Origin of the sequence: Dendronalium phyllosphericum CENA369 (assembly GCF_016056275.1) — a bacterium.
Taxonomy (GTDB): domain Bacteria; phylum Cyanobacteriota; class Cyanobacteriia; order Cyanobacteriales; family Nostocaceae; genus Dendronalium; species Dendronalium phyllosphericum.
On record NZ_JAECZA010000014.1, the window covers coordinates 18,089 to 34,426 of the forward strand.

Consider the following 16,338-nt stretch of genomic DNA (forward strand, 5'->3'; position numbering starts at 1 on the left):
ATATCTTCCTCAAGTCATCCTGAGAGTTTGCGCGCTGTAGGTAAAGGTAAAGCGGTAGGTCATCAGACATTGTTAAAGCGTATTCAGTCAAAATTGAAGGTTTTACGTTTTAAGTCACAGTAAAGTCGAAGTTAAGAGTTAGTTGTCAGTTGTCAGTTGCCAGTTGTTAGGAGATAAAAGACTAGAGAAATTCTTAATGACTCATGACTCCTGTACAGACGCGATTAATGAGCCAGCGCGTTGCGGGAGTTCCCCCCGTTGTAGCGAATGGTGTCGCGTCTCTACTTTAAAATGGCTGGCTTTTGCTGTCTATTTTTCCGCAATTTGGCAGCAGCGGCTCCAAGTCCGAATAATCCCAAACCTATCATCGAGGTAGGCTCAGGTACTCTAGCTCTGCCTTCTACGTTTAACACTTGGACGCGACCTTGGAAGAAATCGCCTACATATAGCTTGCCATCTTTGAAGGCTGTGCCACCCGTCCAGTTAAATCTGCCTGGAGTGAGGTCGAGGGGATTGCCAAATGGAGGGTCAGTTAATCCTGGAGGTGGTACAGGATTGCCAGATGCATCTAGGGCAGGTGAGCCATACGATGTCAGGAACTTACCGTTTTTATCGAATACCTGAACGCGGCTGTTGATAGAATCAGCTACATAAACATTCTCTTGGTCGTCCACTTCGATGCCAATTGGCTGAAGAAGCTGTCCAGGCCCGCTACCTGCTGAACCAAATGCTAACAGTGGTTTACCATTTGGATCGAGTACTTGAACGCGGTTGTTATACTGATCGGCTACAAAGATATTGCCACTAACTGGAGAAATTCTTACACCTGCTACACCTTGAGTTTCTCCTAGTGCAGTGCCCAGAGTGCCGCCAATGACACCAATTTGCTTTCCGTCTGGTGTGAATTTGAGGATTCTTTCGCCGTTAAAATCACCTACGTAAACGTTGCCAGCTTTGTCAAAAGTCACACCAGATGGCCCAAAGAAAATCCTATCATTTACACGAGGGGTAAATTCTCCATTTGCAAAGGATCTAATAAACTTACCCTGAGAATCGAATTGATTAATGCGGTTGTTGTAAACATCGCCTGCATACAAATCCCCTGTTACGGGATTAAAGTCTACAGTTGTTGGCTCGTCAAACTGTCCGGGTCCTGTGCCGCCAGAGCCAATTGCTCCAATATACTCACCGCTTGGACTAAATTTTTCAATTTTGTCACCGAGGTTGTAATTAGGAGTACCATCCGGGTTAACACCGCGTCCGTTAGCTATGTAGGTATTCCCTTGGTCATCCAGCGCTATGCCTTGGGGAACAAAAAGCTGCCCAGGGCCAAAACCAGGGCTACCAATACTTCTGTCGTAGGTTAATGTTATAGCCTTGGCTTGGGCTGCTGTTGCCAACACCATAAATCCAGCACCAGCCATAGTTATTGACAGATTTTTGACTAATCCCATACCTTTAAAGTCCTGCTTGTGTAAGTTAAACGGTTTTGTAGTAAAGACTTAAGCCAATGGCGCTAATAAAAGGTGAAACCTGGTCTGGGCAGGGTGTTGGGGATAGGGTGTGGGGTGTAGGGAAAAATCAAGAAAAGTAAATATGAGTACGGACACAAATAAATCTCTGACTCACTACACCCAACACCCAACACCCCACACCCGCTCATCCTTATGAATAGTGGATTTGCCGATAACAAGCGTGCCATTCGACTTAAACCTTTACTACAAACCAAAATTTAAAATGGTTTTAAATACCTGCTTTTGCTAATTCTTTGCTACGTTTGCGCTTGAGCATTGAAGTTGCACCTAAAGCACCAGCAGTTATAAGACCTATTGCAGAAGTAGGTTCGGGGACTCTTGTAGCGTTGGGGTCAATTGCGACGATTTGTCCTGCTCCTCCTGCGAGTCTAGCTCTATTGGAGATGTATAATTTACCATCAGGGCCGTAAGTGATGCCGGAAGCAGCTTCTAGTCCATCGCCGCTCCAGATAGTTTTGCGAGTGCCATCACGTCCGATCTCGATCACAGAACCACTAATATCACCAGTAATGACGCCGCCTTGTTGAATTTCTTTCCATTCTGAATTATTGATGTGTTGCAAAGCATATAAATTGCCTTGCGGGTCATATGTTACGCCAGTCAGCTGGGTAAAACCATCAGCGATGGTTTGTATTGACGACAAATCATCGCTAATTTTGAAGATACGTGCTTCATTTTCTGGATAGGGAAAATAGGTGTATTCGCTAACTGTTAAACTGCCATCAGGAGCGATCGCAATTCCTGTAGGTACTGATTGATTCGATATTGGCAGACCATTTTCACCAGTTGTATAACCTGGGGGTAACGGTGCGCCTCCGGTGGGGTCTGTTGTGCCTTCAGGAAGTTTGGGAAATTCGAGCTTATCTGGTGATATTAGTTTCTCAGGTATTTTAGCTACATTCTTAATACCGCTTCCATCAAGTCCCACAGAATATATCGCGTTCCCACCCCCATCAACAACATAACCAGTATTACCTTTAATTGCTAAAGCATAAGGGTTAGAAATTATGTCTGTACCGTCAGGATTATTTTTGAGTTCATAACCGCCAAAATCGGCGAGACTTGTTAATGACTTGGTATTTAAATCAAGTTTGTATAATCTTCCCAGATCGGGGCTTTTTAAGACGCTATCGCGTTTGTCCGGATTGCCAGCTAAACCTGTTAGAAAATAGGCGTTACCTTTGTTATCAAATTTGATGTCCGCAGGGCCAGCTGCTTGTTCTCCAGAGGGCGTTAATGCTAAAGATGTCAGATTCGAGAGTATTTTTTCTTTTTTCCCGTCTGGAGTAATTTTGAGCAAGCTGCCAGTACTACCAGCACATAAAGGAATATATTGAGCGCTAGGTGATGGAATACATCTGCCATCTTTGCCATCTCCACCGCTACCGCTTTCTGTTACATACAAATTGCCTTGAGGATCGAATGCTAAATTTCGTGGGTTATTCAAACCATCGGCAACTACTGAAAATGTAGCTGCTTCGGCTGCTTTGGGTTTGATAACAACGGCAACACAAACAGCAAAAAATGTCAGAACAAATGGTTTGAGTTTCATACCTATTAAGATTGAGGTTAGTAATTTGTAAAATTTTTGTGGTTTGAGAAACGGTGAATTTCAGGCTCTAAATGTCCTTGATTAAAAGCAATGACATTGGGTTGAAACTCTTTACCTGAGCGCTAGATTCCATCTATAAGCGGTTTGGTAGTTTTACTTTTTTGTAACCAAACAACGGCTAAAGCGCTGAGTATCAATATGCCGAAAGCAGAATTAGGTTCGGGAACAGACTTTGTATTTGCAACTTTGATGACTTGTCCTTGACCTGGGCGATCGCCTCGGTTTGTGATATAAATCGCACCATCAGCACCTATGGTGAAAGCGCTAGGTGACTCTAATCCATTGCCGCTGAGGATGGTTGTACGAGTGCCATCGGTCGCTATTTTGACTAAAGAACCCTCTAAATTACCCTTCCAAGCTGACTGATTTGCATACTGCAAAGCATATAAATTACCCGCAGTATCAAATTTCAAATCTGTGAGTTGGGTAAAGCCATCTGCATAGACTGTTGGCTTACCATCAGCACCAACTCGATAGATTTTTGCTCCACCTTCTGGAAAGGGAAAACCAGTAAATTGGCTGATGTAATAAGCACCATCAGGCCCTTTGACCACACTCGAAGGTACTGATTGAGTGGCAAATTGCGATGGTGGCGGCTCGTCTTGAGATGGCACTTGACCTGGTTCGGGGGATGGAGTGCCAGAAGGTGGGAAGACTGGATTAGTTAATATATCTTCGGGAAATACAGCAAGTGCTTGCAAATTACTACCATCAGTCTGGACTTTGAGTAAGTCGTTTGCACCTGCATCGGCCACCACAATTCGATTGCCATCTATAGTAAAACCCAAGGGATTGCTACCTAAATCGCCGCCATCGGGATTGTTGGCGAGTTCATAGCTAGCTAAATCGGCAACACTCGTCCATGAATTGGTATTAAAGTCAGGAGTGATGATTTTTCCGAGGTCAGTTTTACCAAGATTGCGATCGCGATCTGCTGGATTAGCTGCATACCCAATCAAAACATAAGGCTTACCCGCATTATCAAATTTGATATCGCGAGGGCCTGCGGCTTGAGTGCCATCTGGTAATGCTAAAGAAGGCAGTCCAGTAAGTATGCGTTTGATTTGACCATTCTCGATTTTGGTAACAGCACCACTTGCGCCATAGCATAAAGAATCGCCTTGACCGCTCGGTGGTGGAACACAAGCTCCATTTCCCCCCGTTCCCGCCTCTGTAACATAGAGATTTCCGTCAGGGCCAAAGCTTATACCTCTGGCATTATTAAGACCGTCGGCAATTACTGAAAACGATGCAGCTGACGCAGCTTTCATTCCAGAAAAAGCGGTAACACAAAAAGTAAGAAAAGTAATAGTAAGTTGCTTTGGTTTCATATTTTGTTTTTTGTTAGTTGTCAGTTGTTAGTTGCTCTTTATTTAGTAACCATTGACCACTAACCACTGACTACTGACCACTGACCACTGACCACTAACTAGCGACTAGCAACTAATTCTTGAGTTTTGGGTATATAACTCATTCCCCGGTCGAAAGATTGCAGATTGCCGGCTTTGCCTTCGAGCAAACGTTTGATGTTCATACTCTCAGCGCCAAAGTCTTCTATCTGGAGTTTGCCGTGAGTAAAAGGTTCGTTTGGTTTCCAGAAGGTAATCCGATGCAAGATGAAACCAGAAGCTTCTGGGTCGGCAAAAGCATAGGAAGTTGGAATCAGCAAGGCTACAGAACGCTGATAAAACTTGTAGTCTGGATAAAAATACTCCTGTTCGAGCAAGTAATATTTACTCAAACTATGCAACCGCACGGAAACTTTAACCTTTTGGTCGTATTCATCCTGAAATTCACCTGAATCAGCAGTAATTTCGCCACTTGGTCGCAGTAAATGCGCCCACTCATCTATGTTGTGCAAGTCTTTTAAGTATTCAATTCCGAGTTCAATGGGAGCATCAACATAGATAGTGTCGGTATCGATAAAATAGCGTCCTTTCGCTGCTGTGGTCAGTCCTGATTTGCGTTCTAAAATAGCTTTGAGAGAACGACACTCAGAAGTATGTACGGTATGAATTCCCTGCATAATCATTTGAGTTTGTCGTTTCGGATCGACAAAGCTTAACCAGTGAAAATATACGCCTTTTTCATCACTTCCTGGCTCAATATAGTCGGGAGGAAAAAGTAAGACAGGGTAAACCTGAAAATATTTCTGATACTCAAAACCGCAATGCCACTCAATACCGTAAAAAAGCTGGTTCTCTAGTTTTTTTACGTGATAATAGAGATTTTTGTGATAGCCGGATGCACTTCCCAGCCAAGTATCTTCGTCAATTTGCTCTTTCATCCGACTGAAAAGAGTCCAATCATCCAGGTTTTTTAAACTACAAAGGTAGTCAAAAGCACTATCCGAAGAAGTAGCAATATAAGCTGATGTTGCAAATGTATTTTTTTCCACTAAATACTCCTTAAATCAACAGTACAAACGCAATTAATCTCAGACTTTTGTACAGACGCGATTAATCGCGTCTAAGCTGCGATTTCTTTAGCTTTGCTGTGTTTAGTATTGAGAATTCGGTCTTCTGCTAATCGTTTGGCAGCATCATTAGTAGTAATTCCTTGCTGTTTAGCAATGTGGAAAATCTCTAACAGGGTGTAATAAATGTTATGCACTTGCTTGAAAGCTTTTTCTTCGTCATAACCAATCATTTCGTTATAAACATTGATTAGTCCTCCAGCATTAATTACATAATCAGGACAATATAGAATTCCTTTTTTAGCAAGCATTTGACTATGTAGTTGTTCGTTTCCTAATTGATTATTAGCTGCACCTGCAATAATCGGAGCTTGCAGAAAAGGAATAGTATGACTGTTAAGAATTCCTCCTAAAGCACAAGGAGCAAAGATATCTACATCAAGTGAGATAATTTCATCTGGGTTGACAACAGTGACATCAAAAAGCTTTTTTAATTCCTCTGTTTTTACAGGATTGACATCGCTTACATAGAGTTTCATTCCCTGCTCGTGTAAGTGACGGCAGAGATTTTTACCGACATTTCCGACACCTTGAATCGCAACTTTTAGCCCTTCTAGTCTTTGGGTTTGCCAACGAAATTCTACAGCAGCTTTAATTCCTAAAAATACTCCTAAGGCTGTTATGGGAGCAGGGCCGCCAGACTTTTCTGATACTCCCACGACAAAATTAGTTTCTTGGCTAATTGTGCGTACATCGTGAGGAGTAATATTTACATCTTGTCCTGTGATAAAACGACCATTGAGGCTGTTGACAAAACGTCCATAAGCTCTCAACATTTCATCTGTTTTATTTTCTGGATTGGCAATAATTACTGCTTTCCCGCCACCAGCGGGAATGTTAGCACAAGCAGCTTTATAGGTCATACCACGACTAAGACGCAGAGCATCTTTTAAAGCAGCTTCTTCATTAAGATAAGGAAAAAGTCTTGTCGCTCCCATTGCTGGTCCTAAAGTCGTGTCATGGATAGCAATTATTGCTCTAATATCTGGATTTTTTCCATGACAGAAGAGAATTTGTTCGTGACCCATTTCTCTAACAGTTTCAAATAGCAACATTGTTGTCTCTCAATTTTGATTTTGGAGTGGTTAGAGCTTTATTTATCTGTTGGGATGAAGAGGATGAATCAACTAAATACAATGTGGTTGATAAGATTAGAATCATTCAGAAATTCAAATTGCGGGGAATGAAACTGGTTTGGCTGGATTTTTCAGAGCACTTGATTTGATGCCTTGGGCTGCCAAACTTTTATTGCGTGCGCCAGAGGGTGCAGGTCGGTCGGGGTCAATGACTACATCGATGACAAAAGGAACAGTTGAAGCGATCGCTTGCTCTAATGCTGCTTCGATATCCGATTCTCTGACAACTCCCAGAGCTTCTGCCCCCATAGCACGAGCAATCATGGCAAAATTTGTTGGGGGAATTGTCGCATCTGCACCTGTTAATCCCAACACTTTCATGCCTTGATGGCACATGTTATAACGAGCATCGTTCAGCACAATCCAGATAGCAGGAATCTTGTATTTGACGGCTGTACTAATTTCATTATTCATCAGCATTGCCCCGTCGCCGACAACGGCTACAGCTTTGCCATTACGCGCCAGTGCTGCACCTAAAACTCCAGTAACGGTGTGACCCATCGCTCCAACTCCGGTGCTGACTCGGTAACGATTGGCTTGTGAAAATTGCAGTAGATGAGTTGACCAAGTAAAGGAGTTACCACACTCTGCCATTACTACTGCATCGCTACCTTCAACAATGATTTTTTGAATTGCTGCCATCAATACTTCTGGTCGCACTGGATAGTCTATATCTAAATCTGGTGCGATTTCTTTGCGTTCTGGACAAGGTAACAACAATGGTGTGGAACGAGGAGGAGCGTCTGGTAACTGCTGCAATAATTCTTGTACGTAAGCTTTAATGTCAGACTGAATCGGGAAAGTTTCAGCAGATGGATAAGCCACTCCTGGCACTTCCGGGTCAATGTCTACATGGATAAAGCCGCCTTTAGGAACCATCGCTAGACTCCAAAAAGAAGTCGGTTCGCCAAGACGAGTTCCAAGTACAAGTGTGCGTAGTGGAGGTTGTTGTTCCATGTATGTCAATACGGAAGCATGACCGCCCAAACCTGTAACACCGACGAACTGGGGATGATCTTCGGGAAAGATGCCTTTAGCACGGGGCGAACACATGACTGCTGCCCCAGTTTTCTCTGCAAGTTGGCGAATCTCGTCTGCTGCGTCACGCGCCCCAAAACCAACCCAGATGGCAAAGGAACCAGCAGATAATAATTCTACAGATTTGGCGATCGCTTCTTTGGCAGGAGTTAGCCTAAAAGGAGCAACATCTAGTTGAGGTAAAGATATATCCTCAACTAAACTTGTCTGCACGCCAGTAGGAATGCTCAAATGAGCAACAAATCCTCCTGGTTGTGCTAAACCCAGAGCTAGTTTGCGAAAAATCTGGGGAAGTTGAGCAGCAGATTCGATGGTAACTGCATAGTTAAACAGCATTCCCGAAGTAAAAATTCCGCCGCTGGGTAATGTGTAGGTGCTGGTTTCTTGAATTGCCCAGCGTCCGCGCTGCGGTGCTGAGGTGCAAGCCGACAGCAAGATTACCTTTGCACCTTCACCACGGGCCGCAAATAAGCCGGTGAGCGAGTTGGTGATACCGGGGCCTGCTGTGGTAAACACTACGCTAGGACGACCGCTAGTAAAGTATGCCTCCGAGGCTGCAAAGGCTGCTCCCGCTTCATGGCGGAAGTTCAACACCTCAATTGTGCTATTGGACAGCGCACCCCAAACGCTAGCCATCGCACCGCCAGCGACACCAAAGGCGTACTCTACTCCCAAGTTTGCCAGCATTTGAGCGATCGCATCTGCCACCGAGAGGGTTGAGGCTGTCTCATCGACTGAAGAAGACCGAATTTCCTTGCTATTCTCTACTTTGTCAAGCTCAAGAGAATTGTCGGATATAGGTTCTACATAGTTGTGGAGTGGTAATTCCTTGTACGGCTCAGTAAGAAACGAAGGATTTGAACCAGTATAGTTTTGACTCATTGCTTTCACGTAATACCAAAAACTTGCACAGAAGCTCTTTAACACCCAGATTTTTAGTAATATATGACACTAACTAACCCCTGATTGTTTGTTTACAGTAATGACTGGGTTTAGTCGATAGTAGATGTGATTAATTCCTGCTGATTAACGCTTGTGTGGGCAGTAACAAATAATTTTGATCCAGCGTATAAACATTAAGGGTGTGCTTCTAAAAATTAGAATAAAGGAGATAAATATCTCCAAGCAATCAAAAATCTTTTGATGAGAATGTCAATTCTTTCGCTTTTATGATGATGCTTAGAGTATTTACTTAGCTTTTAAAAAATTTCTATCTGTGACAGATAAATATAATATGTCGGAGATTAATTTACAATCAAAAATCTTTTGATGAAAATGTCAATTTTTTTGCTCTTATGCTGATGGCTACAACAACTACTTAAATTGCATTATAAAATGATACATTTCAATATCTGTAAACATCAAGTTGAATGCTGACTGCGAGAGATTACACTACAAAATTGTTATTCGATAAGACTTTTATCATCTAAAATGCCGAATCACTTCAGCTGCGTCAGCACATTTTTAATGAAAAATTTTTTGATGATAGTGGTAATTTTTTTGATTTTGTTATTGGGAGTACATTCAGTACTTATGTATTTTTATACTCTAAATGTACTATTACGGAAAAGCTGATGACGAAGCGTTTAACAATCAGAATATGTGTCGATTGCTGCAACTATCATTGTGATGATAACCACATTAAAATGCACTAATTCAAACTTTTTATAACTTTTGGAGGATGATTAAGTATTTTATGTGTATTTTTTGGAAAATATGTATTTGTTTAAACAAAAGTCGTAGCTAAAAACACAGGTTTTATTGATAAAAACGTATATCTTACGACAGATGTGTGAACATTGAATTCTGTAGTTAAATCCCTGAGAAGGTAGTTAAGAAAAATTAAGACATTAAGTATATGAGCGAAAATTTACAACTTTCAGCAGTGCATTGCGAACTAAGTACATACCAAAGTTAGCAATCGCAAAGAATATGCATCAGATTGAACTCGTTTAGTAGGAATTTGCATAAATTTTTTATTTTCCCAAAAATTTAAGGTTTTAAAGCCTTGAATCTAATGACTATTTCTAAAGGTTTTCTAGTTGATAACAAGCTATCTATTTCGTATTTGTCTAAATAGTTGTTTGGATGAAAACCTGACAACCAAGTATAAAAATTTTTCGCCCTTACTATTGAGGTTACTTACTTTCAAATAAGGAATTGCTGCCAAAAATGGCGATCGCTACCCCATACTTTCTTTTCAAAGCAATAATTTTTACTTGCTTTTTACTTTTATAATCTGATATATTTGTATTACTTAATTTGATAAATTATCTTCAATTTTATTTAGAGCTAAACTCACAGCCTATTTTAGGCATTTGTCATAATTAACTGATTTCTAGTACTGGTGTCGAGATACAGAAAAGAGGTAATTAAAGATATGAATTCTGGCAATGGTAAGTTAGCTAGCTCTAACTCTAAATGGACACTACAGCCAGAAGGAGAGTTGAAATTTGCTCATCTTCTTATAAATCAAGCTGTAGATGCAGCCTTTGGTTTAGGAGAGAATGGAGAGTTTCTTTATGTCAATGATGCCACTTGCCGAATGACCGAGTATTCCCGCGAGGAATTACTTGCCATGACTTTGGCTGATGTAGATGTAGACTATTCTCTACATAACTGGTCAGAAATAAAAGTGCGGGATTTCATTACCTTTAAATCTCGGTATCGGACAAAAACAGGACGGATATTTTTGGTAGAAATATCTTTAACTCGTGTAGAACACCAAGGTAAGAAGTTTAGTTGTGTTTTTATTTATGACAAGAGCGATCGAGTCGTAGAGTTGAGTATGCAAAAGTGGACTGATGACTTAAGACAAGCTAAAGATAATTTACAAGAAGAAGTTTCTAAACTCAAGACAAAAGAAGCAGAATTAGAAACATCTTTATCTTTACTTCATTCCACTCTCGAATCTACCGCCGTTGGCATTGTCGCAGTTAACTTTGAAGGAGATATTCTGAGTTTAAATCAGAGATTTACGGATATGTGGCAGATTCCAGAATCTCTGATGTTATCTAAAAAATGCCCGCAATGTAAAACTTTTTTTGAAAATCAACTCAAAGATCCAGAAGCCTTTTTTCGATTGATTTGGGAAGTTTCCAGCCAATCAGATTTTGAGAGCTATGACATTCTGGAATTGAAAGATGGGAGAGTCTTCGCACATTACTCTAAACCTCATTGGCTTGATAACCAAATTATTGGTAGAGTCTGGAGCATTTGGGATATTACTGAATCCAAGAAAACCGAGGAAGCACTACAACTGAACGTAGCTCGATTTCGGACTTTGGCAGAAACAACAGATGCTAACACTTTTCTGATTCAAGGTACGCGGCTTTGCTATATAAATCCCGCAGTCGAGAAACTTACAGGTTATACAATACAGGAACTGCTAAATGGTTTCGATGTTCGACGATTAATTAAAAGTAAAAAAACTAGGCAGGTACGCAATCAAAATCAAGCAGCTAACTTTGAATATCAAGAGATGAATATTCTCACAAAAAACGGCACAGAACGCTGGCTAGCCTGTGCTGTTACAAAGCTTGATGGCATGTTGGATTTTGGAGGAAAACCAGTTGAACTAATTACAGGCATCGATATCACCGATTACAAATATGCAGAATCGGATCTCAACCAAGCTTTAGAACAAGCAAAACAACTTAGCGAACTCAGAGCGCGTTTTCTTTCGATGGTCTGCCATCAATTCCGTACTCCGCTAAATATTGTTTCATTTTCTAATAGCTTACTCAAAGAAGAAGTAGATAAACGGACAGCGAAGAAAATACAACCATTACTCGATCATATGCAAGCCGCTATCGAGCAAATCGGTCAGATGTTGGACGATATTCTCTTCTTTGCTAAAGCAGAATCAGCAAAACTCAACTTTGAGCCAAAACCCCTTGAGTTAGTTCAATTCTGTAAGGATTTAGTGGCACAAATGCAGATTGGTATCAAGCACAACTCAATTAATTTTGTCAGTCAACTTAACTCTTTAATAGCTTGCATAGATAAAAAATTGCTAGAGCCTATTTTAAAGAATTTGCTCGACAATGCAATTAAGTATTCGCCCTCAAATAGAGCAGTGGATTTTAATCTCTCTTGCGAAAAGGAGCAAGTAATTTTTCAGGTTAAGGATCGGGGTATCGGCATTCCATTAGAAGATCGACAACGCTTATTTGAGCCATTTTATCGAGGCAGTAATGTCGATAGTATATCTGGTACTGGATTGGGGCTATCAATACTGAAAACCCTCGTAGACTTACATAGCGGTCAAGTAGCTGTGGAAAGTGAAGTTGGTGTTGGCACTACGTTTACTGTCATACTGCCACTATTGACAAAATAAACTCGCAATTCCGAGTTATGAATGTTTAGTTGTTCGTTAAAACTAAACATTCATAACTCTTGGAAAGAGGCAATTCATCTCGTCCCTAATTAATGCTTGCTAGAAAGTTTGGTAACTATGTTTAGCAACATATTCTATTAAAGTTATTGTAACCAAAGATCATGTTTAAATCGTCGAAAAAAATTCTTGTAATTGAAGATGATAATATTACTCGCAATCTTTATTTAAAAGGTCTTGAGGCTAAAGGTTTCGAGATTGTGGGAGCTGCCAACGGTCGTGTTGGTATACAGCAAGTACAAGAGCATATACCCGATTTAGTGATTTGCGATATTACAATGCCCGATATGGATGGTTACAGGGTTTTAACTACTCTACGTCAAGATCCGACAACAGCGGTTATTCCTTTTATATTTCTGACTGGTAGTAGCACGAGGGCAGATATTCGCAAAGCTATGGAATTGGGGGCAGACGATTATATTACCAAACCTTCTACACTAGATGAATTGCTTAGAGCGATCGCTAGTCGCTTGCAAAGACAAGCAAATCTGCAATATTGGTGCGCTACTAAACTTCAGAAAGTTGCAAAACCAGTATCTACAGATAACACAGCGCTCACTTCTCCCAGTTCAATCTTTCCCGACATTCCCCAACTGAAAGAAGTTTTCGACTTCATCGAAGCCCATTATCATGAAGGAATTACTCTGTGTGATGTAGCTGAGGCAGTTGGTTACTCACCTGCTTACTTAACAAACCGAGTCGCAAGACAAACAGGAGAAACTGTCAACTGTTGGATTGTCAAACGCCGGATGGTAGGGGCGCGTTTCTTACTTCAAAACAACGATCGCACAGTCGAGCAAATTGCCAAAGAACTGGGTTATCAAGATGTATCTCATTTCTCCCGCCAGTTTCGCCAACATCACGGTTTACCTCCCCAGGCTTGGCGCAAAAAGCATTAAGTTGTGATGGTAGGTTGGGGGAGATGAGGGAGATGAGGGAGATGAGGGAGCAAAGAGTATGAAATTTAATCTCTTCACTTCCCCAGCTTTTTCGGCTTATCCGAACCGTGTTGGCTCAATATAAGCTATTGGTTCATTTTGCTGCGATCGCTATTACAAAGAAAGGCAGAGGGTCGAGGGCAGAAGGCACTTATGTTAAGAGTATTAATTAAAACTTTAGTCTGGGTTTAAAGTCCAGCTGAAAGCAGCATAATTACTGGTTTTGCTTACAGCGACGTATAAAACGTCATTATTACAATCCTACTCTTTTAAGGGTAGGTTCCCTTCTGCCTTCTGCCTCCTGCCTCCTGCCTTCTGAATCAAAACCCTATCAGCCAAGATAAGAAATTTCCCCACCAAGAACCAGTGAGATTACCTACAGTTAACTGCATTTTTTTGCGAATATCTTGGATATTCCAGTTAGTTAGCTTGGCTAGAGTTTGAGCTTCTTGTTCAAAACGCTTGGGCAAAGACCGCTTGTATTCTCTACCTGAGCGACAGTTCAGTTCGCCCGTAAAAGGATGTTGCAAAATATAACGTCCTTGGAAAGATTCTTGGTTAGAGGTTTGGTGAAACATCGGGTCTTCAGGGAATTTATCGCGGGTGTAGCGGATATGTAAGCGAGTAATAAAGACACTACTAGTAGGAGGACGACGACGAAAGCTAGGGGGTACTGGCGCGTCACTGGTAGAATTATCATCCAGCCAAAATACGCCCGCTTGCTTGAGTTCTTCTTGGCTCAAGGGGTCGGCAGAACAAGGATCGCAACTACTCATATCCCATGCATACTCCAAGAAAGCGACTTTACGATCTTCTTTAATGTAGGAAGTTTGGAACATGGACTTGTAGAAGTTGCTAAATTCATCTTTGACATATACGGGAATGTTAGCGTCTGAAGGGATTTTCACAGTTCGATAGTTAGTGATTTCTGCTTGTCCTTCTGGCGATAGAATGTAAACAATTAAATCCTGCTCTTTTGTCGCATTGATCATGCCCAAACGAATTGGCAGCATGAACCTAGGTGATTGATAAGAAATTTGCAATGGACGCAGAAACTGATAGCCAGATTCTTCAAATTTATCGAGGTTGACTTTAGCAACAAAGAATTTCATTGCCGAGCGAATGTATGGCTTAAGTAACTGTTTTGCTCCTCTAGGAATTTTGTAGCCATTGCGATTGAGCCAAGTTTCCAGCCCGCCAGATTCTTTAGCACTGAGAATCACAATGTCGTATTCACCGACGTTGAAACGCGCCTCAACGGTGACACCTAAACTATCATCGCTACCTCTAGGTCTACCCGCCGCATTACTCGCTGCTGGTGCAGGCACTTCTTGATATACCCTATCTCTCCTCTCTATGTCACAAGGGTCGGGGTCAAAATATTCAACTAATCGCGGCGCGCTAAAAGCATCTAAGCGCTCAATAATTTTGGGTTCGGCAACGCGAACTTGCTCTTTTTGCAATACCGTTGGCACAGGTACAACCATTGCAAAATCTTTAACTTCTCCTTGAAAGTCGTTTGCCATTGTTAAAACAGTGCGATCGCCATCTCGCGCGATCGCCACTTGAGAAGCTTGGTTATATAATTTGGCATCGGCTTTAGCAACATAAAATCCGCAAAATGCCCAAGCCGCTGGTGCAAAGCACGCCACAGCTACCAATGCTAGTAATAATGGAATGATGAATTTAAAACGCTTCATTTTATACCTCCAATTTAAGTGCTGTCGTAGAGGCGCGATTGATTACTGTGCTGTCGTAGAGACGCGATTAATCGCGTCTGTACAAGAGTTAGTTGTTATTCTTACCTCCCCTGCTTTCTCTGCTCCCTCATCCCCTTCATCTCTCCAAGAAAATCGCGGGGCTGACCAGAGAACATCTAGCAGCATGGTCAATGGTGCAAGGGCGAATAATGCCCAAAAAACTGCGGTGGAAATAAAGAAGTAATTCCGTAGAATGAAGGTCAAGATGGCAATGCAGATCGCCCAAATTACGCGTCCAATCCGAGCATTGGGAATTGAGCGAGGATCGGTAATCATAAATAGGGCAAATAGCAGTAAAGAACCGCTCATCAATCGATGCCAGTAAACATCCCAAGTCCAACCCAGCCAGAGATTGCGAATTGCTTCTAGCAAGGAATATGCACCCAAAAAAGCAGCTGTAGTATCCCAGCGACCGATCCGCTGCAAAATCATGCCGCCAGTGCCAGCAAATAACAGCCCATACCACCATTCTTCGCCCCACTGTCCTGGTGAAACCCAAGCATCGGGGGTGAGAAGTAAGGCAGAAATAATGCCAAAATTCGCAGGGTTGAAGAAATGTTTGTTGCCCAGTTGGAAAAGAAATTTGCTAGCGATCGCACTTGTCGCAGCAAAGGCCATTGTCGTCCAGTGGTCAGCCCGCAATAGTAAGCTCAGTCCCAAGGAAGTAATCAAGGCACTGCGAAGATTCTTCATTTGCCCTGCGTCATTTGGCTGTTGTTCTTTGCCAACGACACCTGACAACTGACAACTGACACTTGACAACATCCATTGAATTGCGAAACAAGTGGCGATCGCTACCCCAATCAACTCCGGTCGCAACGTCCAGTCCCTTGTACCAATTCCTAAGACCAGAAACAAGCTAAGAAAGAGAATTTGATAATCTCGTATATCTTTGAGCAGCATTAACCCTTAACTCAGGGATTCCCCCTAGATTTTTACTCAATCTAAACGAGTGCAAGCTCGAATAAGGTTGCTGTTACAGATTTTGTTACAAAACCTGATGATATGTCTGAATACTCGAAATAATCTCAAAATAATCTTAAATTTCGCAAAGCCGGGTTTTGTCTGTGTAGCAAAGCGTTCCCGTGCTCATTCTTTGAGTGGTGCGCTAAGGAAACTTTGTATTGTGGCAAGCTGTCAACAAAACAGAGTTCTTGTGAGGTTACTTCTTCTCTTCCCCTGCTTTACCACTTAAAATATTCGATTTTAAATGTATCGAATTTTAGCATAATTGTTTGTATTTACACTAAAAATTGCCGATGACTATATCAACATCACATACCACAACTTTATGCAACCAAAGTCTTAATATACTATGATTTACTTTGATAAATTTTGTATATTTCGTTAATTATGATACCGAAAACTATCGAGTTTTAGATGGAATACTAGCACAGCTAAAGTTTTTTAGATTTAGTAACAACTAGATCCAGTATCATCATAAAAC

Annotated in this window: 10 protein-coding genes; 2 read left to right on the top strand and 8 right to left on the bottom strand. The window is 41.5% G+C overall.

Going from position 1 to position 16,338, the window contains the following annotated elements:
• Window positions 1-281: 281 nt before the first annotated feature.
• From scyF to scyA, 6 genes are all read right to left on the bottom strand, one after another.
• Window positions 282-1,454 carry a scytonemin biosynthesis PEP-CTERM protein ScyF gene (gene scyF / locus I8752_RS05800; protein ID WP_214431382.1) on the bottom strand — a complete coding sequence of 391 codons (1,173 nt, stop codon included), beginning with the start codon at window positions 1,452-1,454 and terminating at the stop codon, window positions 282-284.
• A 289-nt stretch (window positions 1,455-1,743) separates the two neighbouring features.
• Window positions 1,744-3,087, bottom strand: a complete 1,344-nt coding sequence (locus I8752_RS05805; protein WP_214431383.1) for a ScyD/ScyE family protein — start codon at window positions 3,085-3,087, stop codon at window positions 1,744-1,746.
• 122 nt (window positions 3,088-3,209) lie between these two features.
• Window positions 3,210-4,478 carry a ScyD/ScyE family protein gene (locus I8752_RS05810; protein ID WP_214431384.1) on the bottom strand — a complete coding sequence of 423 codons (1,269 nt, stop codon included), beginning with the start codon at window positions 4,476-4,478 and terminating at the stop codon, window positions 3,210-3,212.
• A gap of 98 nt (window positions 4,479-4,576) precedes the next feature.
• A complete protein-coding gene (scyC, locus tag I8752_RS05815; RefSeq protein ID WP_214431385.1) occupies window positions 4,577-5,545 on the bottom strand; it encodes a scytonemin biosynthesis cyclase/decarboxylase ScyC in 969 nt (322 codons plus the stop codon).
• A gap of 71 nt (window positions 5,546-5,616) precedes the next feature.
• The gene (gene scyB / locus I8752_RS05820; protein WP_214431386.1) at window positions 5,617-6,678 is read right to left on the bottom strand and encodes a tryptophan dehydrogenase ScyB; all 1,062 of its coding nucleotides are present in this window, start codon (window positions 6,676-6,678) and stop codon (window positions 5,617-5,619) included.
• Between the two features lie 114 nt (window positions 6,679-6,792).
• Window positions 6,793-8,679 (bottom strand): scytonemin biosynthesis protein ScyA, encoded by a 1,887-nt coding sequence (gene scyA, locus I8752_RS05825; protein ID WP_214431387.1) that lies wholly within the window; start codon window positions 8,677-8,679, stop codon window positions 6,793-6,795.
• A 1,498-nt stretch (window positions 8,680-10,177) separates the two neighbouring features.
• Here scyA and I8752_RS05830 point away from each other — a divergent pair.
• Together I8752_RS05830 and I8752_RS05835 are read left to right on the top strand one after the other, a co-directional pair.
• Window positions 10,178-12,136, top strand: coding sequence for a scytonemin biosynthesis sensor histidine kinase (locus tag I8752_RS05830; RefSeq protein WP_214431388.1), 1,959 nt, complete (start codon window positions 10,178-10,180; stop codon window positions 12,134-12,136).
• A 161-nt stretch (window positions 12,137-12,297) separates the two neighbouring features.
• Window positions 12,298-13,092: a response regulator transcription factor gene (locus tag I8752_RS05835; RefSeq protein WP_225895467.1), complete on the top strand. Its 795-nt coding sequence runs from the start codon at window positions 12,298-12,300 to the stop codon at window positions 13,090-13,092.
• 359 nt (window positions 13,093-13,451) lie between these two features.
• On the opposite strand, the gene I8752_RS05840 is transcribed toward I8752_RS05835, so the two are convergent.
• Both I8752_RS05840 and I8752_RS05845 read right to left on the bottom strand, forming a co-directional pair.
• Entirely contained in the window at window positions 13,452-14,831 is a 1,380-nt protein-coding gene (locus tag I8752_RS05840) for a DUF2330 domain-containing protein (RefSeq protein WP_214431389.1), read from the bottom strand.
• 42 nt (window positions 14,832-14,873) lie between these two features.
• Entirely contained in the window at window positions 14,874-15,794 is a 921-nt protein-coding gene (locus tag I8752_RS05845) for a Na+-translocating NADH-quinone reductase subunit B (RefSeq protein WP_214431390.1), read from the bottom strand.
• Window positions 15,795-16,338: the final 544 nt, after the last annotated feature.